Origin of the sequence: Streptomyces sp. DH-12 (assembly GCF_002899455.1) — a bacterium.
Taxonomy (GTDB): domain Bacteria; phylum Actinomycetota; class Actinomycetes; order Streptomycetales; family Streptomycetaceae; genus Streptomyces.
This window is the reverse complement of record NZ_PPFB01000004.1, coordinates 15,685-34,600: the sequence shown is the minus strand read 5'-3', so window position 1 is coordinate 34,600 and position 18,916 is coordinate 15,685. Positions and strand designations below refer to the sequence as shown.

Sequence of the window (18,916 nt, the reverse complement as noted above, 5' to 3'; positions counted from 1 at the left end):
TGCCCGTACATGTGGGCGCGACACGGCGCCCCGGTGAGGATCAAGGAGCGAACGAGGGTGTCTGCCGGAGAATCGGCCGGTCTGCAGGTGGAAGGCCTCCACTATCGCCTGGGCGAGCGCGTGTTGCTGGACGGTGTCGACCTGAGCGTCGAGCCCGGTGAGTCGGTGGCGGTCACCGGACCGAGCGGCTCCGGCAAGTCGACGCTCCTGATGTGCGTTCTCGGCCTCGTCAGACCGGACCGTGGGGCCGTTCGGATCGGCGGGCAGGAGCTGACCGGGCTGCCGTCGGGGCGGTTAGCGCAGGTACGCCGCGAACGCCTAGGCATGATCTTTCAGTTCGGGGAGCTGCTGCCCGAACTCACGCCTGTGGAGAACGTGGCGCTGCCGATGCTGCTGGGCGGCGGTGACCACCGTGCCGCGTACCGGCGCGCCACGGAACTGCTGAGCGACCTGGGAGTGCCGCACGAGGGGACCCCGACCGGCATGCTCTCCGGCGGCGAACGCCAGCGCGCCGCCGTCGCCCGCGCACTCATCACAAACCCCGCCGTCCTCCTCGCCGACGAGCCGACCGGCGCCCTCGACCCGGAGGCCAGGGAGGCCGTGGCCGACCTGCTGTTCGCGGTGTCCCGGGAGCAGGGCTGTGCCCTGTTGCTCGTCACCCACGACCTGTCGGTCGCCGCGCGGGCCCAGCGGACGCTGCGGCTGGAAGCCGGCGTGCTGACCGACGCCCTGGACGGGGTGGACGCGTGAACACAGTCGCCCAGCGGACGCGCGGCACGAATTCCGCCACCCCACCAGCGGGGCGGGGCGGACGACTGTGGGGGCAGTTGCTCCGCATCGGGTTCGCGGCCGGGCGCGGCACCCCCGGCGACCGGCTGCGCTTTGGGGCCCTGTTCGCGGCCGCCGCGGCGGTCGCCGTGGTCGCTCTGGGGGTGGTTGCCGCGATCGCCACCTACGACGGGCGCGAGGCACGGGACCAGGCCCGCGGACCGCTGCTCACCGACCAGCGGCAGGACGCCGTCGCGCTGTGGCGGGAAGCCTTCGACGCGGTCGGTGAGGTCCAGCACTCCGTCATCTACATCTCCCCGCTGAAGACCGACGCCCCGCCCCCGCCCGGGCTGTCCCGCTGGCCGGCCCCCGGCGAGGCCATGCTCTCCCCTGAGCTGGTCCGCGAAGGCGGGAAGGAACAGATCACCAACCGGTACGGCCGCTACGCGGGCACGATCGGCAAGTCCGGCCTCGTCTCCCCCTCGGAACGCCTCGCCTACGTCCGGCCCGCTCAGACTCCGGACGAGCTCCGCAAGAGCGACGCCTGGCAGTACGCGGAGGGGTTCGGGCGCGCCTTCCCGATGGGCGAGAACCTGTACGGCCGCCCGCTCGGCCAGGTGCTGCTCACCCTCGGCGTACTGACCGGCCTGCCAGCGGTGTCTTTGCTGGTCATCGCCTCACGCGTCGGCTCGCGCACCCGCGACCGCCGCAGTGGTCTGCTGCAGGCACTCGGTGGAGGGTGGCGGCACCGCGCTGTCGTCAACATCGGCGAGTCCGCCCTGCCCATCGCGGCCGGAACGGCCGTGGCGATCCTTCCGATGCTCGCCGCGTCGGCCACGGACCTCAGGATTCCGCCCACCGGTTACCTGCTGAACAGCGACGACCTGCGGGCGGCCTGGCCCATGACGCTCGCCGCGCTCATCGTGTCCTTCGTGGTCAGTCTGGGCGCTGTGGTCCTGCTCCACCGCGTGGAGCGGGGCGGCACTGCCACCCGGCCCCGGTCCTTCGCCTCGAAGGTTCCGCGGTGGCGGCTGTACGGGTGTGGCGCGGGCATTGCCCTCGTGGCGGTCAGTCAGTACTTCAGGGGCACGCCCGGCCTCTTCGCGTTCGCCTTCGGCACGGTCGCGATGTGGGCACTGCTGCCGTCCGTGGCCGCCGCGGCCGGCCGCGTGCTGGGCGAGAAGTTCGCCGCACAGGGCTTCCGCGCCGGTCGTCCGGGCCAGCTGATCGGAGGGCGCTGGACGGTCGCGCACCCCGGTGTCGTGGTCCGGCTGGCGATCGCCATGGTCATCGGGCTCGGGCTGGTCTGCCAACTCCAGGTGTGGAACAGCCGGCTGGGCGAGAAGGCGGCCGCGGCACGTGCCTCCGAGGCCCGAGTCGGCGACAGCGTGATCAGCGTCTACAACCGCGACATCACACCGCCGGCGATCCGGGACCTCGCCGGCTCCCTCCCGACGGGGGCACACCTGTTCTCCCTGAACACCAACCCCGAGCAGCCTGCGCCGCTCCTCCAGGGATCCTGCGACGCCCTGCGGACGCTGGGCCTGACGTGCCCCACCGCGCCGGAGACGGTCGAGGGCGGCGACCGGCGCCTGGAGGAGATCCGCAGATGGTACGGGCCGGAGCTGCGCATCCAGGCCACCCCGTCCCACCCCAGTCTCGACAAGCTCTACGGCCAGCTCCTTGTGATCCCCCAGGCCACGGGACAGCGTGCCCAAGTGGAGCGGGCGGCTTACGCGGTCGTACCGGCCGTCAATGTCGAAACCCCTGGCGAGAACTGGCTGACCGGAGCCTCGAACAAGGCCCGACTGAACAACTGGATCCTGCTGTTCGGCTCCCTGGGCCTCGCTCTCCTGCTGCTCGCCGGCACCATCAGCGCGGCCGCCGAGTTCATGCGGGTCCGGCATGTCCTAGCGCCGCTCGCCGTCCTGACGGGCAGCCACAGCATCTACCGGTCGGTAGCGTTGTGGAACCTGACCATGCCTCTGCTGATCGCCACGCTCATCACCGGAGCCGTCAGCGCCTGGCACTCGCTGTTCTTCATCGCCGTCGTGCAGGAAGGCAGCTTCTCCTGGCGCGTGCTGGCAGGCGCCATGACCGGATGCGCCGTACTCGCCGTGGCGGTCGGACTCCTGGGCGGCCGCGCCGCGATCCGCGCCGCCCGCACCTGGCAACCGACAGCGGACTGACACCACACACCCGAAGGCTTGGGGCCGCCACCCGAGGTGGCGGCCCCAAGCCTTCGGGTGTGAAAGAAACCACCTTCATCACCCAGGCCACGTCCCTGCAGGTGACCCACAATCCTACGGACGTTGAGACCAACCCAGCGGCAGCTCCATCCGCAACATCCTGACCGCACCGCCCCCGTCTACGGAGCATCGCCGATCCAGCCGGAGCGGGCCGCATTCCAAAAGCGCGGGGTCGTACATCGCCCGGCCGCCGACATCGAACTGCCCAGCTCAGTGGACAGCGCGACGCCGGTGTCGACATCCGTCTGCGTCCAGACGGTGATGTCGAGCGGCAGGGCGGCCAGCGGCCACCGACCGGTTCGGCATAGCGCCGGTCCAGCCGCGAGCGCGGTCGCGTCGTCGGCGACCGCGGCGCCGGCGGCCGGAACGGGCTCGTTCACATGCGCTTCGTTGATCAGGTCCGTTTACGGCACTACGCCCAGCTGGCAGGAAGCGTTGCACTGATCCGGCATCTTCACCTGACCGAGCAGAATGGGTCCTTACTGTTCAGCCCGGCCGTGGACGTAGACGGCTGGAAAGGGAAGCTCATCCACGAACTCGGCGTGCACGTGATAGCCGAGCACGACGAGGCTGCTAGCCACCGCACCTGTCATCAAAGCTGCGACACTGCGGCTGCGCTCCGCCCTCAAGGTCTTGTCGTAGATGTCGCGCTCCTGACTCTCTCCCATCTGCCACATGAGCATGACGCCTTCATGCTGCAATGAGAGCGCCACGCCGGTCCGGGCACTACCTACAGCCCCATCGGTCTCGAAGACACGAATGCCATGCCCGGACAGTTCGTCCCATACCGCCACAGCCAAGGCGTGGTGCGAATTCTGATGGAAGCGTTTCAAGGCAACCGCGCCCGGAGTCATCCCCATACAGGAGAGCGTACGGAGTGCCGTCATGAACGAGTAGCCGGACACCAGCCGAGGGCGTTCACACCGACCCGAAGATCAGTTACAGGTAAGTCTTACAGTCGCCTGAGCTCTAACGATGTGGTGGCGGTGCAAACACTGCTCAGGCTCCCCCACGGGTGCAGCATGATGAACGGCATGACCCTGCATCAACGGAGTTGGGGGACGCGTAGGCGCGGTCCTGGGGGCGGGTCTGCTTCTCTCATCCCCCGCTCACAGGTAAATGCCGAGCCAGGTGCAGCGGCTGAGGCGACAGCGTGACCGAGCACAGGACACAGGAGTCGGCGCCGGCACGGCGAAGCCTTCGTGACTTCGCCGGGGAAACGGTCTGGGCCGACCTGCTGGAACACTCCTTCGAGCGGCGACACCCGGCGGGCAGCGTACTGCTGCGGCAGGGAGAGTCCGGTACTCACGTACTTGCCGTCGTAACAGGCGTGGCCAAGGTCATCCGGCAAGAGCGGAACGGCGATCTGTCGCTGCTCGCCTTCCGCGGTCCCGGAGAACTGCTGGGTGAGGTGGCCGTGCTGGATGACGGGGTCCGCTCAGCAAACGTCGAGTCCATCTCCCAATGTGTTGTGGGAGTGATGGGCAAGGCGGAGTTCCTGGCATTCGTCAGCAGACACAGTCTGTTCCCCGTGCTCGTGAGGTATGCCCTCACGCGGTTACGGGAGTCGGACGAGGCCCGCGGCGGTGGCGACGTCCGCGCCCGGCTGGCTACCGCATTGGTGCACCTGATCGACATCTCAGGACATCCTCACTGCGCGCACGGCGCAGGCGGCCCTGTAGAGCTCGCGCTGACCCGCCACGAGCTGGCCCAGCACCTAGGAACGTCCCGGAACACCGTTACCGCCGCCCTGAACGACCTCGCATCTTGTGGTGTACGCGCGGGACGGAGACGGATCGTCGTTGATGACTTGCCAGCTCTGCGACTCATCGTGAACCGAGAAGCGTAGGGGGAACGACCGACAGCGAATGTGGCGTCCGTCACGCCGCTTCTGCACTACTTGGGCACACGGCCACCCTCCTTCCCGGCAGGCTCGAGGTCGTCCACAACGTATGAAGACCTACGCGAGGAGTCCGATGTCGCATACCGGTCAGCCCTACACGCACAGTCGTCCGCTTCCTCCCTACCGGGGGATCTTGGCCGTCGATGCCAAGGACTTCACCGGGTACCCGGCCGTGCAGCACGGTTCGATCAGCCGGGCCGTCCCCCAGCTCTTGGAGATGTCGTTCGAGCGCGCCGGAATTTCAGAGGTGTGGAAGGACCGGCGGTTCCCCGACTCCACAGGCGACGGGTACGTGTTCGGATTCGATCCGGTGGTCATGCCGTTCGTCGTTCATCCTTGGCTGGCCGCCCTTCAGGACGTGCTGACGGACTTCAACATGCACTCGGCGGGAGTCATGCACATCCGCTTGCGGGCCAGCCTCAACATCGGACCGTTGCCCGATACGGGCGACGAGTTCGACGGCAACGGCACACCGCGCAACGACACCCACCGGCTGCTGGACTCCCGCCCTGTCAAAGCCGTACTGGCGGCCTCAAGCGCCAACGTCACGCAGGTCGCGGCAATTCTTTCGGACCGGTGCTACCAGGACGTGGTGGCGAGTGGGTACACCGGCCGTCATCCGGACCACTTCATCGAGGTGCCGGCGACTGTCGAGGGCAAACCGTTCGCTCAGCGGGCCTGGCTGTACGTGCCCGTGCCGTCCGGCAATCTGTATGACCGTCGTGTCCTCGGCGACCAGGTCATCGACGACCAGGAGAAGCGTCAGCCGGACGGCGGCTCCCGGCAGCGCGCGGCCGGCCAAGAAGCGGTCGCGGTATCCCGGTCGGTGGTCAGGGCCGACCGCAGCAACGTCAACAGCGGAACGGTGTATGGCGGTCAGAGCGTCAGCAACATCGACGTGGGCCGTGATCACATCGGCGGTGATTACGTCCGGGGCAACAAGGCGGGCACGGTCCATGGCAATCAGGGTGACACCGTCCACGGGAACAAGTACGAGGGCGACCGGTGAGCGCGGCCACCGACGAGCCGGCCCCGCCTGGCCAGCAACCTGCGCTCATCTCCTCCGGGGACAGCCATAGGGCTTTAACGGCCGACTCCGGAGCGGCGGACACCTCGGAATTGGATGCTGCCCGCCCGGCGGATGCCGAGCATGATCTCGCGCATGACGAGGAATCCAGCGACGAGATGTTCGGCGACGGCTTCGATGACGGACCTCTCGACGCTCCGGGTACCGACGGCCTGAGGTACACGTACAACACGTTCCACGTGTCGAACAGCAACATCAACACTGCCTCCGTCCATGGTGGTCAGCGCGTGGACAACGGCGCGGGTCTGGCCGGGGCCGAGGGCAGCGTCCCGCGGGTTGTGGCTCATGAGGGCCCCATCTCGGCGACGGAGATCGTGAACGCGGTGACCGGGTTCGCCGAGCCGGAGTGGTTCTCCGAAGCCATGGTGGAACTCGACAGGCGTGTGCTGTTCCTGGCCGGCGAACCGGGAACCGGCCGCCGGACCGCCGCGCTGAACCTGTTGCACCGTCACGCGGGAAGAAGCATGAACCTGCGGGCGGTCGACAGCGACGAGGACCTCGCGGCTTGGCACCCCACCGACACCGCCACCCGCGGTTACCTGGTGGACGGCCTGTTCCCCGCTCGCCCGTTGAAGCCTGGGGCGGTCGGTAACCTGCGGCGCCTGCTGAACAACGTCGACGCACGCATGGTGATCGTGCTGCCTGACGATCCGGTCATCGTACGGAACCTGGCCCGCGACCTTCACGTCACACCCGTGCGCTGCGCTCCGCCTCCGCCGCGGGCGGTGTTCGAGGCACGGCTTGAGGCCGAGGTGCCGAGCCAGGCGGAACGGGCCAGGCTGCTCGCGAACCTGGAGCCCGGCCTGCTGGACGAATTACTCGCGGGCCGGCTGATGCCCGCACAGGTTCGCGAACTGGTGGACGCGGTCATCGGAACCGCCGACGGGGACATGACGTCCGGCGACATCCGCAACCGTCTGAGCTACCTCGCGGAGGGAGAGGTCCCCGACCTTCTGAGAAGCCTTCGCAACGACCCCGACGGTCTTGCCTTCCTCCTGGCGACCTGCGTGTTCGAGGGCCTCGACCATCGCATCGTGCGCGAACAAGCGGAGCGCCTCATCGATCTGGCCAACGGCCAACTGCACTCCGTCCTCCCGGAGAGCATCGGAGACCGGCCCGGCGCCGGCGCGAGCATGAACGGGGGAGCCAGGCAGCCGGGAGCGCTGGGGGCCGGTGAGCCCGAAAGCCCACAGAGGCTGCTGCCCAATCCGCGGTTCGTCTTCCGGCGTTCGCTGGAGGACCTGCTGCACACGGTAGGTGCGGAGTACGGGCCTAAGGAGTATCACTCGGCGTACGGCTACACCTACGTGGTGGAACCGGTGAGGTTCACCCGCCACCGGCAGGGGGAGGCCGTGCTGCGGCATGTATGGCGGGAGTACGGCCAGCTCTCTGGTCTCCTGACGAGCTGGATGGGCGAAGTCAACGGTGAGAAGGACCTGACTCAGCCAGTCGGCCGAGTCATGGGCATGGCAGCTCAATGGGGCGGTGGACGCAGAGCCCTTCTGCACATCCGTGAACTGGCCGACTCCGACCGAGCCACCGGCAGGGCCATCGCCGCGTACGCGCTGGGCATGGCCGCCGAGGATCCCGTCCTTGCCAGCGAGGTCAAGTACCGCCTCGGCCAGTGGAGCGTCCAGTCGAGTTGGCAGGTCCGCTGGACGGTCGCGCATGCATGCGGGACCGGCTTCGGTGCGGCCAGGCCGGACCAGGCGATGCGACTGCTGCGCAACGTCTACCGGGGCCAGGGGAGCCAGCAGGAAACAATGGTCGGAAAGGCGGTCCGCCACGCCTTGGTGAACCTTTTCGCGACGGGCAACCAGCCGACGGTCCTCCGGCACCTCACCGCATGGACCGACACGAAGAGCAGTGGCGTCGCACGCCTTTCGCTGGAAATCTTCCCTCACCTGCTGGCCTCGAGCACCTGGTGCCAGGACCAGCTCCTTACCGATGGCGAGTTCGCCGGTTCCATCGTGGACCTGACCCGCAGGGTCATCAACGACGACGAACTGTCCGACCCGATGTGCCAGGCCCTGCTCCTGTGGTGCCGAGCGGCCACCGGGGACGACCGGCAGAACACAGCCGTCGAGATCCTTCTGACGGCGCTCGCTCAAGACATGCGCCATGGTGCCCTGCGCCTCTTCGTCATGATCGATCGGGACGGAGATCCCGCCATCGCCGGACAGCGCATCGCTCGCCAGGCTCTGGACGCATGGCGCAACGGCGAGCTGCCGACGCCATTCCCGGGGAATGCAGACCGTCCCACGAATCCGTACGGGAGGACACCGTGACCATCGAAAGAAACCACCCCGTCTGCACCCGGGCCACCCACGCCCCCTGGCGGGAGATTCTCCGACAGCGCTGGTCCGGACGCAGGGACCGGGCCCTGGTCCTCGTGGCTGCAAACGGCGTCCATCACGTCCTGAGTTCCGGCGAGCACAGTACGGAGACGGCCGACGACGCCTTGGCGCCGAGTCTGTTCGGCCGGTACATCAGGGCCTTCCGCGTCGATCTGACAGAGAGGCCGGCAACCCAGGCCATCAGCCTGGCGACTGCGTACGGGACCGAACCGATGAACCTGCGCCTGCTGTGGTGGGTACACGATCCAGTGCAAGTCGTACGAACCCGTACCACGGACAGTTGGGACGCCGTACGCAGGGACCTCAAGCAGCGCCTGCACCACCTGGAGGACACCTACGAGGCCGACGGCCAAGGGCTCAGCGCCTCTGTGCTGATGCACCATCTGGCAAAACCGTACGTCTTCGACGAGGCTGGCCTCACCTACCGCGTCACGGACATCCAGGCCCGGGACACGGAAGGCGAACTGCGACTGGGCCGGGCAGGTACCACCGAAGCGCCCTTCGCCTGGACCCCTGAACGCCGCGAGGAGTATCAGTTCTGCCTTCAGGCCGTACGCAACGGGCCGGTCTCTCTCGCGGCGCTATGGCTTCTCAGGCACCCGGACCAGGTCAGCCAGGTACTGGACTGGTCCGTCCACAATCAGAGCCTGCTCCGGCAGGAGACCAGCTGGCAGGACGAGATGGCCGGGCTGCTGGGCAAGCTCTCCGACGAGGAACGCCAGGAGTTGTCCGAACTGTTGCGTGACCGTCTCCACGCACTCGGGCGGCGCGTTCCCAAGCAACAGGACGCATGGACCTACAACGGCGGGCCGAGTGGGGCGGCGAACGGGAGGGTGCTGTGACAGATACCGCCGCACGCCCTCTTCCCCACCATCACCGGCAACTGCACCGGACACGCCGGCGGGCCGCTACGCGCAACCCGCGCACCAGCGGTCCGGAAACCGTGGCGGCGATGGAGCGTTTCATGACGGCGAACCGGGCGGAAATCGGACGGGCAGACACGAAGGCCGCCGTCCTGCTCGGGGTAACGGGAGCTGTTCTCGGCGCCTTCATCGGTGTCTCCCCGAGCCCAGAAATCCTGTGGTGGAGCGCGATCGTCACTTCGCTCCTGGCCGTCCTGTGCTTCGTGTGCGCGATCATGCCGCGCCACCGGGCCGGCAGACAGCAAGACGCCACCGGCCCTTCGTACTTTGGACACATCACAGCGGAGATGGGTCCCCAGAGGCTGAGCCACGCCTTCGAGCGTGCCTCACGCGACCCCGCCGGACCACTGCTCACCTCCCTGCTGGTCACCAGCGACATCATCCGCAAAAAGTACCGCTGGGTGGAGCGGGGCACCCTCATGCTGGTCGCGGCGCTCCCCCAGTTCGCAGCTGCGCTGTACGCCGCGTGATGCATACAGCCCAACCGCCAAATACCGGAATCTCGACTACGCCCTACCCGACCAACCATCAGCACCGCTGACAGATGATCTACTCCTCAGGCTGCCGTCCCTGACCAGCGTGAGCACCCCGCAGGACCGCCATACCAGCCCTTTGACCTACGGCTTCAGGTTGACAGACCCTCTCCCGGAGCGGATGGGGCTGGCGGAGTGTGCCCGCCCTCATAGATGTCGCGGCCAGGCCCGGAACGATGCCGGGCAGTGCGCCTCGTCGCCTCCTCTCCCAAGCCGAATCGGGAAAAGAGACGTGCAGATGGGATAACTCAGTCCCAACCATGCTGGACCGCAGCATGGCCTCCGGATGCGCGAGCCCGGTCAGGAGCGCGCGGGTTGGGCTGGGAGAGGGGAGTCGGCGTAGTCGGTGGTCGGGGCGGTGTTGATATCTCTACGGACGTTAAGCAACAGGCGGTGGAGGTGCCACCGTGCTTTTGGGGAGATTGATGACCGCGCCAACGTAGGAGACGCGGCGCTGATACGTCGTTCGACGCGCAGCCTGGAGCCCGGTGCCAGCCCCGGGCAGTGAGGTAGCCGCGCACCTGGTGCGTCTAGGCTGCGGCAGATTCGGGGCGGGGCTGCTCAGCTTGCTGGTGTGGGCGCGGACGGTGCTCCGGCCCTCCAAGCAGTAGCGGAGCTGGGTAAGTGAGCGCGCCGGGGGTGGTGCGCTCTGGGCAGCTGATTTCCGCGGTCTCACCGTTGCCACGCATCGTCGGCTTCGGGTGACGTCGGTGGTCAGTGGTGGATCAGTTCTCTGGGAAGTCGGTCCGTGGTCATGAAGGCGCTGAGGGCGGATCCCCAGGGCACGGTGCTGGCGAATCCTTCGGCGAGTTGTGTAGCGGAGCGGACGGGTTGTGGTAGGTGGCGGTCTCGGGTGAAACCGAGCATGCGGGCCATGGTGCGCCAGATGCGAGCGTCGGGGCTGCTGTGGCCGACGGCGGCGTGGTGGGCGGCGAGGGGGTCTCCGGCGCCGGCGGCGAAGCGCCACCAGTACAGGGCGCTTTCGCGTCGGCCGAGGGTGTAGAGGAGGCAGGCGAAGGTGCGGGCTCCGGTCTGGTCGTAGTCGGCGGCGAAGGCGGCGAGGGAGTCGATGTCGTTGGAGCGCAGTACGGTCTCGCAGAGTCTGCGGACGTGGTCGATGACGGCGGTGGGGGTGGTGGCGGGGTCGGTGGTGATGATGGGGGTGGGGCGGCGGCGTGGGCCGCGGCGGGTGCGGGGCCGGGAGTCGGTGGGCCGGTTGGGTACGGGGACGCCGGCCGGTGGCGGCACTTGGGCCAGCGCCTGTGTTGGTGGGGGCGGCGGGGCTGGGTCGGTGACGGCGCGCATGATCCGGGAGGGTCGGGCTGCTTCCTGGGCAATGCGGACGGCGAGGCGGCGCAGGAAGTCGTCGGTGTCGTGGTGGTCGTACTGGTCGTGAAGGGCCTGCGCTTCGGCGCGCAGGAGGTCTTCGAGCATCAGGTGTCCCCTTTCCCCGTGTCTGGGAGACCCATCAGTTGGTGGAGTTTCTTCAGGCCTAGTAGGGCTTGGTCATCTTCACTCGCGGGTGGCGTGTCCGTTTGCTCGTGGGTGTCGTTGAGGTGGTGTGACACCTGAGGAGTTGGCCGGGGTCCGGGAGGACCTGGAGGCGTTCGCGGCGGAGTTGTTCGACGGGTTCTTCCGGGCGGATCAACGGCGGTGGGGGCAGGCGTATGTGCGCGGGCTGCTGCTGGACGGACGGCGCAAGTCGGTGGAACCGATGGCGGCCCGTCTCGGCGGGGACGGCAACCGGCAGGCGCTGGCCCACTTCATCACCTCCAGTCCGTGGGATGCGGCGCATGTGCGGGCCCGGCTGGCCTGGCGGATGCACGAGGCGATCGGCCCGGAAGCGCTGATCGTGGACGACACCGGCTTCCTGAAGGATGGGGATGCGTCGGCGTGTGTGGCCCGGCAGTACACCGGCACCGCGGGCAAGGTCACCAACTGCCAGGTGGGCGTCTCGGTGCACCTGGCCACCGATCATGCCTCGGCTGCGATCGACTGGCGGCTGTTCGTGCCGTCCTCCTGGGATCCGGCCTCGCCCGAGGCGGATCCGGCCAAGGTCGCCCGCCGCACCCGCTGCGGCGTTCCCGACCAGGTCGGGCATGTGGAGAAGTGGCAGCTCGCTTTGGACATGATCGACGAGACCCTCTCGTGGGGCATCGACATCCCACTGGTGGTCGCGGACGCCGGCTACGGCGATGCCGCCGCCTTCCGCCTCGGCCTGGAGGAACGGGACCTGCCCTATGCGGTCGGCATCTCCGGCCGTCACACCGCGCATCCGGCCGAGGCCCGGCCCGTCCAACCGGTCTATGCGGGCACCGGGCGTCCGCCGAAGATCCAGTACCCCGAGCCCGCGCAGCCCGTGAAGGACCTGGTCATCGCGGCCGGCCGGACGGCGGCCCGGCCGGTGTCCTGGCGGGAGGGCTCCCGGCCGGGCAAGGGCCGCAGTGGCGTCAAGCGCATGTACTCGCGCTTCGTCGCCCTGCGCATCCGCCCGGCCGGACGCGGCGTCCGCAGGGCCGCCGACGATCCGGAGCTGCCCGAGCGGTGGCTGCTGGCCGAGTGGCCGGCCACCGAGAGCGAACCGGTGCAGTTCTGGCTGTCGAACCTGCCCTCCGGCATGCCGCTGGCCACCCTGGTGCGGCTGGCCAAACTCCGCTGGCGCATCGAGCACGACTACCGCGAGATGAAACAGGCGCTGGGCCTGGCCCACTTCGAGGGCCGCACCTGGGCCGGCTGGCACCACCACGTCACCCTCGTCTCCGCCGCCCACGCCTTTTGCACCCTGCAACGACTGGCCCGCCACCCAAAAGAAGCGGCGCAGGTCTGAGCCTCTACCAAGTCGTCCGGGAACTGCAGACACTCCTCGCCACCTGGACCGGCGCCTGCCCCACCTGCCACCGCGACATACCCACCCCACTCCGGACCTGACCAAGCACTACTAGTGACCTGAGTCGGAGATTCGTCGGCAGTAGGCCGCGACTTTGTCGAGGATTTCGTCGGCAGTCTTCGTCCAGACGAACGGTCGTGGATTGTCGTTCCAGTCGGCCAGCCAGGAACGAATATCGCGTTCGAGGGCCTGGACGGAGCGGTGGACACCGCGCTTGAGCTTCTTCTGCGTGAGCTCGGCGAACCACCGCTCCACCAGGTTCAGCCAGGACGAACTCGTCGGAGTGAAGTGCAGATGGAACCGCGGGTGAGCCAGCAGCCACTTCTTGACGGCGGGTGTCTTGTGGGTGACGTAGTTGTCCAGGATGAGATGGACCTCGAGGTCGGCGGGCACCTCCTTGTCCAGCCTGGCCAGGAACTTCTTGAACTCCACGGCCCGGTGCCTGCGGTGCAGGGAGCCGATCACTTTGCCGGTGGCGACCTCCAGGGCCGCGAACAGGGTGGTGGTGCCGGCCCGGACGTAGTCGTGGCTGCGGCGCTCAGGAACCCCGGGCATCATCGGCAGCACCGGCTGAGAGCGGTCGAGGGCCTGGATCTGCGACTTCTCGTCCACACACAGGACCAGGGCCTTCTCCGGCGGATCCAGATACAACCCGACGACGTCACGGACTTTGTCGATGAACAGCGGGTCGGTGGACAGCTTGAACGTCTGTGACCGGTGCGGGGCCAGGGCGAACGCCCGCCAGATCCGCGAGATCGCGGACTGGGACATGCCCGTGGCCGCCGCCATCGACCTGGTCGACCAGTGGGTGGCGTTCTTCGGCTTCTCCTCCAGCGTCTTGACGATGACCCGCTCGACGTCCGCGTCGGTGATCTTCCGCGGAGCACCGGGCCGCGGCTCGTCACACAGGCCGTCCAGCCCTCGCTCGAGGAAGCGTCGCCGCCAGGTGCGGACCGTGTCCGGAGAGACACCCAGCCGGCGCGACACCTCCATGATCGAGTGTCCGTCGGCGCACTCCAGCACGATCCTTGAACGCTGGGCCAGTGCCTGAGCGGTCGAGCGGCGGCGCACCCAGCCCTCCAGCACGGCCCGCTGGGCATCGGTCACCGACAACGGCGGAATCTTCGGACCCGGACGACTCATGCCAAACCAACGACGAATCTCCGACTCAGGTCACTAGGCGTCTGATGGTGTGTTGCGGCGTGCTGGAGCCCGGTTCCGGGCTGTGGTCAGGCCGTGGCGGCGGAGCCGACGACTCCGGTGATGTGCTTCCAGATGGCGAAGCGGACGATCAACTCGGCTCGGTAGTCGTGTGCGGGCATCAGGTGGCGGCGGGGCCGGAAGTGGGGTGAGATGCCGCTGAACGCGGCCAGGAACCGGTGTGCTCCGCCCACGGAGCGGAAGCCTTTCATCGCCCGTTCGCGTTGCCGGGTGGGCTGGTGGCTGTTCTCCGCCTGGTTGTTCAGGTACTTCGGCTGTCGGTGCTCGACGCAGGGCATGACCTCGCGGAGGGCCGCGCCGTAGGAGCGGAGCTTGTCGGTGACGACCACCCGCGGCGGCGTGCGGGTCTTCTTGGGGAGCCTGCGGAAGAAGCATCGGGCTGCGGCCTTGTCCCGCCGGTTCTGCACGAGGATGCCGAGGACGTGCCCGTCCTGGTCGACGGCCCGCCCCAGGTACTGCAATCGCCCGTTGATCTTGATGAAGACCTCGTCCAAGTGTCACTTGTCCCCGAACTGGGGCTGTGGACGGCGCAGCGCGCCTGCGTAGGTCTGCCCGAACTTGCTGCACCAACGGCGGATCGTCTCGTAGGAGACGACGATCCCGCGCTCGCGCATCAGTTCCTCGACCTCACGGAACGACAGCGGGAAACGGAAGTACAGCCACACACAGTGGGAGATCACCTCGACCGGGTACCGGTGACCCTTGTACGACGGCGACGCGCTCCTCACGGACGACCCTTCCCAGGTTGATCAACCCGGAGATCATCCCACCGGTCAGCCAACGTGACAGTGCCGGATTGCTACCTGCCCTGTTGTGACCGACTGAGAATCAGGTAGAGCAAGGGCGCAGCGATGATGGCAAAGGCAATGAGTGCTGTTGTCCGTGAGAAACCCATCAGTCCGATGGTCAGTCCTGCTACCCCGAAGGCAATGATCACTACCAGCAACAAGATCAGTTGGCGCTTATCCAATTTCTTCTCCTTGTGAAGTGGCTCAGCTCCGGGGCGACTACCACGCCGCCCCGGAGCTTCATCAGGGAACCGGGATCGTTTCGAAGTGCGACTAGCTCCCCAGAGCTTCACCGACGAGGACGCCGACCCCGAAGGAGACTCCTGCGACACCGCCTACCACGGTGCCTACGCCAGTGCCGGCTCCTGGAACGACGGAACCGACTCCGCCGCCAATGACTCCGCCGATCGTCGCAGTCGATCCGACAAACCCGACGTCAGACTTGAAGTCGTCGATGCTGTACAGGCCGGTGGGGTCGCTGTTGTTGATGGGGTCGCCGGCGGCGTAGAGGTAGGGGTTGGTTTCCTGGCCGGAGGGGTCGGGTTGGGTGAAGCGGCCGAGGGTGGGGTCGTAGTAGCGGTGGCCCATCTTGTACAGGCCGGTCGGGTCCAGGTAGGCGCCCGCGTAGCGGTAGGGCTGGGGGGCGGTCTCGGTGGTGGTGCCGCGGGGCAGGCCGGTGGGGCCGTAGGCGTAGGTGTGGGTGCGCTTGCCCGCGTCGTCCACCAGGCCGAGGACGTTGCCGGTGGCGTCGGTGAGGTAGTAGTAGGACTTCCCCCCGGTCGTCATGGAGTTCAGCGTGCCCGCCGGTTCGCGGATGAATCCGGTGTCGACACCGTTCGTGCTCGTGGAGGCCAGGCCCAGGGCTGTGTGGTGGAACCAGGTCGAGCCGAGCTTGGTGCGCTCGTGGTTGGTGGTGCCGGCGTGGACCAGGTCGTAGGTGGTGCCGCCGGCGGTGATGCCGGAGAGCTGGCTGTGGTCGGTCCAGGTCTCGTTCGTGCGGGGGGTGTTGTCGGCTGCGGCGGTTTCGTTGCCGAGCTTGTCGTAGGACCAGCCGGTCGTGGAGCCGTTCTTGGCGGTCAGCTGCGATGCGTCGTTGTAGGTGTAGGTGGTGCCGCCCGGGCAGGTGGTCTTGCTGCCGTCGCGGCTGGTGAGGTTGCCGGCCTTGTCGAAGCAGTACAGCCAGGAAGCCTTCCGCGCTCCGGCGGAGTCGGCCTCGAGCGCGTAGGTGAGGCGGTCCTGGGAGTCGTAGGTGTACGTGGTCGTGTACTGGGTGAGGTTGTCGGTGCGGGTACGGATCTTGGTGGTGTCCTTGCCCGCGGTGTTCTTGTAGCTGTAGGACAGATCGACGAACGTTTGCGTGCCCGACGTGGTCCTGATCTTCTCCGGTCGGCCGTTGTCGTCGAGGGTGACGGTCTGGGTGGTGCCGCCGGGGTAGACGGTCTTGGTGCGCTTGCCGTTGTTGTCGTAGTCGAAGTCGGTCTTCTGGCCGTCCGGGGCGGTCAGTTGGTCGAGGCGGCCGGCCTTGTCCCAGGTGTAGTCCGTCTTCCCGGTCGGGTCGGTGTAGAAGTCGACGTCACCGCCGGGGGTGTAGGCCAGCGCCGTCTGCGCGCCGTTCTGCAAAGTGCGGCGCTTCTCCCGGTTGAGCTTGTCGTACTCCCACGTGGTCGTGCCCGAGGCGTCCGTGCGGGTCCTGACGTTGCCGTCACCGTCGTAGGTGAACGTAACGGTGGCGTTGGTGGAGGAGACCTCACGGACGCGGTCACGGGTGTCGTAGGCGTAGACGGTGGTGATGCCGCGGCCGTCCTTGACCGTCTCCACCCGGCCCAGCGCGTCGTACGTATAGGTCGTCTCCCCCAGCGGCGCCGGCGGCTTGACCTTCCACAGGTTGCCCTTGGTGTCGTACTCGAACGACGTGACCTTGCCGTTGCCGTCCTTCGCCGTGCAGCGCTGGCCCTCGAAACCGCCGCAGGTCGGGGTGTCCTTGTTGTACGTGTACTCGCGGGTGGCGCCCGCGGTACCCGACGTGGTCACCGACAGCGTGTTGCCGTTGGCGTCGTACGTGAAGCTGTCCTTGCGGCCGTCCGCGGTGGTGAAGTCGTTGGGCAGGTCGGTGCCCGCGACCGTCTGGTACGCGGACACGGACGCCGTGGCGCCGAGCGGAAGCTTCTGGGAGATGGGGTTGTTGCGGCCGTCCCAGCCATAGGTGGTGGTGTTGCCGCCCGTGCCGTCCGCGCCCGTGCCCATGGCGTCGGTCGCGGTCTGGGTCAGGTGGTTCTTGTAGGTGGCGTGGCGGGAGTGACCGAGCGGGTCGGTGACCTTGGTGACCTCACCGTCCGCGTTGTGGACGTACTTCGTCGCGTCGCCGTCGGGGTCGGTGACCGTGGTCGTCCCCGCGTCCGACGGGGTGGGGGCGGTGTAGTCGTAGCGCCAGGTCGGGCCCGTGTGCCCGCTGCCCGACGTGCCGGTGGCGCGTTGCATGGAGGTGACGCGGTTGTGGCTGTCGTAGGTGAAGAGGGTGACCGTGCCTTCGGGGGTGGTCACCTTCGTCACGCGGCGCGAGCCGTCGTACTCGTAGGCGGTGGCCTTGCCGGCCGTGTCCGTCACCTTCGCCAGGTTGCCTGCTGCGTCGAGGTCGAGGACGGCGGTGCGGCCGGTGTGGTCCTTGGCCTGCCACTGATTGCCGTACGTTTTGACCAGGTCGATCCAGCGGCCGGAGCGGGTCTCGGTGAGCTTGAAGCCCTTGTGCTCGGCGCCTTCGTCGTGCTGGTCGACGGTGATCGTGCCGTCGTTCCTGTCCGTCACCCTCGTGAGGGTGCCGTGCTCGTTGTAGGTGTCCTTGGTGCCGGACTTGCGGTCGGTGAGGGTGTAGGTGCCGTCCGCGTTCTTCTTCAGGTCCTTCGAGTAACCGGCCGGCGTGGTGTAGGTGCCGTCCGCGTTGGCGGTGAAGCGCAGCAGCTCGCCGGTGGCGTCGAAGACCGCTGTCTCTCCGTCGCGGATCTGCAGGTAGCGCTCGTATCCCTGCCACCAGCGCTGGGAGACCTTGCCCCAGGGGGCTTCGAGGGAGTTGTAGGTGCGGGTGAGCTGGAGTTTCTGGCCGACGCCGGCGATGTCGAAGTCCGTGGCCGCGAGCATCAGGTTGCCGTTGGAGACGTTCACCCGCGCGACCAGGGCGTCGTTCAGGCGGGTGTCGATGATCTGGTGCCAGGGCACCTCGCCCTGCCCCTCGGGCAGGTAGTCGGACGCAGCGACGTCTGCGGCAGCTGTAGAACGGGATGTCGGGCCCTTGCCGGGTTCCGCACCGGTGGTGCGGGCCTTCTGGTCTTCTCGCCAGGCCGCGACCTCGGCCGACGGCTCGGCCTCCGGCTGCGAGCCGGGGGCCCGGGTCGGTCCGGCCGGCGTGGCGGGAGCCTCGACCTTCGTCGGTTTCGTCCACGGGCTCTCCGGCTCGGGCAGTTGCGGCTTCGCAGTCGCTGCCAGACCGGGAGCGGCGGCGATCACCACGGCGGCCGTGGTGATCGCGGAGACAAGAGCGGTTCGGTGTGTTCTCCTGGCACGCCGGAACGGCGTGTGCGCAACGCGCGGATGCATCGGCTTCCCCCCACAGGAAGTCAGAAGTGCGCCAGACAGACGGTCAAAACCGGTGACCCAGCACGGTCACCGGCGCCTCACAAGCTGTCACAAGACACACACAAAGCGACGCGTCGTGCCCTCGAAGGTCTTATGCATGCGGGCCGGAATCAGCCCCACCGCTTCGGTAGAACAAAACGGGACTTCAATACCTCAACCACCACGAGAGACGGGCGGAATTGATGATTCCGTTACTGGTTCCAGGGGCTATCTTGACCGAAACCTGCTGACCTGCAGTTTCCTCATGGAAGTCGAGGTCAGCGACCGCTCTCTTTCGGCCATGTTCAAACCTGTCCGCTTCACTGCCGAGCAGCACTCATCGAGCGTCCCTGCCGGTCACGGCGTGAAAGCACAGGACGGAGAAGTTGACTCAGAGGACGCGGTGTGCACGGAGGGCATCCGCGGCCCCGCTCCACCAGATGCACACTGGGCCCGTCCCGCATGCGTGGTCCCCCAGCCCGCGGCAACCACCCCTGTCGTGAAGGACATCCCTCCGATGAGCACACCGGGCGGACGCACGCCCTGCTCCCACCCCACCCGTCACCACCGCGTCTCCGCGCCTCGGCTCACGCG

The 18,916-nt window shown here is 67.7% G+C and carries 14 protein-coding genes and 1 pseudogene; 8 read left to right on the top strand and 7 right to left on the bottom strand.

Going from position 1 to position 18,916, the window contains the following annotated elements; translation table 11 throughout:
* Positions 1-57 precede the first annotated feature (57 nt).
* A complete protein-coding gene (locus C1708_RS33500) occupies positions 58-750 on the top strand; it encodes an ABC transporter ATP-binding protein (protein ID WP_241911506.1) in 693 nt (230 codons plus the stop codon).
* The gene (locus tag C1708_RS33495) at positions 747-2,957 is read left to right on the top strand and encodes a permease (protein WP_241911505.1); all 2,211 of its coding nucleotides are present in this window, start codon (positions 747-749) and stop codon (positions 2,955-2,957) included. The genes C1708_RS33500 and C1708_RS33495 overlap by 4 nt, the downstream gene beginning before the upstream one ends.
* A 179-nt stretch (positions 2,958-3,136) precedes the next feature.
* Here C1708_RS33495 and C1708_RS34580 read toward each other — a convergent pair whose 3' ends face one another.
* On the bottom strand, positions 3,137-3,397 hold the full coding sequence (locus tag C1708_RS34580; protein WP_198602789.1) for a hypothetical protein: 261 nt from the start codon (positions 3,395-3,397) through the stop codon (positions 3,137-3,139).
* Positions 3,398-3,496: 99 nt separating this feature from the next.
* Entirely contained in the window at positions 3,497-3,877 is a 381-nt protein-coding gene (locus tag C1708_RS33490; RefSeq protein WP_133169124.1) for a hypothetical protein, read from the bottom strand.
* 293 nt (positions 3,878-4,170) lie between these two features.
* Here C1708_RS33490 and C1708_RS33485 point away from each other — a divergent pair, with 293 nt between their 5' ends.
* The 5 genes from C1708_RS33485 to C1708_RS33465 all read left to right on the top strand — a co-directional run bounded on the left by C1708_RS33485 (position 4,171) and on the right by C1708_RS33465 (position 9,757).
* A complete protein-coding gene (locus C1708_RS33485) occupies positions 4,171-4,866 on the top strand; it encodes a Crp/Fnr family transcriptional regulator (RefSeq protein WP_106416680.1) in 696 nt (231 codons plus the stop codon).
* A 103-nt stretch (positions 4,867-4,969) separates the two neighbouring features.
* The gene (locus tag C1708_RS33480) at positions 4,970-5,929 is read left to right on the top strand and encodes a hypothetical protein (RefSeq protein WP_106416679.1); all 960 of its coding nucleotides are present in this window, start codon (positions 4,970-4,972) and stop codon (positions 5,927-5,929) included.
* Positions 5,926-8,295: a hypothetical protein gene (locus tag C1708_RS33475; protein WP_198602786.1), complete on the top strand. Its 2,370-nt coding sequence runs from the start codon at positions 5,926-5,928 to the stop codon at positions 8,293-8,295. Before C1708_RS33480 ends, C1708_RS33475 begins: the two co-directional genes overlap by 4 nt.
* Positions 8,292-9,206 carry a hypothetical protein gene (locus C1708_RS33470; protein ID WP_106416678.1) on the top strand — a complete coding sequence of 305 codons (915 nt, stop codon included), beginning with the start codon at positions 8,292-8,294 and terminating at the stop codon, positions 9,204-9,206. Before C1708_RS33475 ends, C1708_RS33470 begins: the two co-directional genes overlap by 4 nt.
* 110 nt (positions 9,207-9,316) lie before the next feature.
* A complete protein-coding gene (locus tag C1708_RS33465; protein ID WP_133169123.1) occupies positions 9,317-9,757 on the top strand; it encodes a Pycsar system effector family protein in 441 nt (146 codons plus the stop codon).
* Between the two features lie 777 nt (positions 9,758-10,534).
* Here the strand turns inward: C1708_RS33465 and C1708_RS35545 are convergent.
* Positions 10,535-11,254: a hypothetical protein gene (locus C1708_RS35545; protein WP_241911504.1), complete on the bottom strand. Its 720-nt coding sequence runs from the start codon at positions 11,252-11,254 to the stop codon at positions 10,535-10,537.
* 127 nt (positions 11,255-11,381) lie between these two features.
* On the opposite strand from C1708_RS35545, the gene C1708_RS33455 reads away from it, so the two are divergent.
* Complete coding sequence (locus C1708_RS33455; RefSeq protein WP_106416016.1) at positions 11,382-12,647, top strand: IS701 family transposase; 1,266 nt, start codon at positions 11,382-11,384, stop codon at positions 12,645-12,647.
* 111 nt (positions 12,648-12,758) lie between these two features.
* Here C1708_RS33455 and C1708_RS33450 read toward each other — a convergent pair whose 3' ends face one another.
* The 4 genes and pseudogenes from C1708_RS33450 to C1708_RS33440 all read right to left on the bottom strand — a co-directional run bounded on the left by C1708_RS33450 (position 12,759) and on the right by C1708_RS33440 (position 18,217).
* Positions 12,759-13,850, bottom strand: a complete 1,092-nt coding sequence (locus tag C1708_RS33450) for an IS630 family transposase (protein ID WP_106416676.1) — start codon at positions 13,848-13,850, stop codon at positions 12,759-12,761.
* Positions 13,851-13,936: 86 nt separating this feature from the next.
* Positions 13,937-14,656, bottom strand: a pseudogene (locus C1708_RS33445) (IS6 family transposase).
* A gap of 71 nt (positions 14,657-14,727) precedes the next feature.
* Entirely contained in the window at positions 14,728-14,898 is a 171-nt protein-coding gene (locus C1708_RS34155) for a hypothetical protein (protein ID WP_157951322.1), read from the bottom strand.
* Between the two features lie 91 nt (positions 14,899-14,989).
* Entirely contained in the window at positions 14,990-18,217 is a 3,228-nt protein-coding gene (locus C1708_RS33440; protein WP_241911503.1) for an RHS repeat-associated core domain-containing protein, read from the bottom strand.
* Between the last annotated feature and the right edge of the window lie 699 nt (positions 18,218-18,916).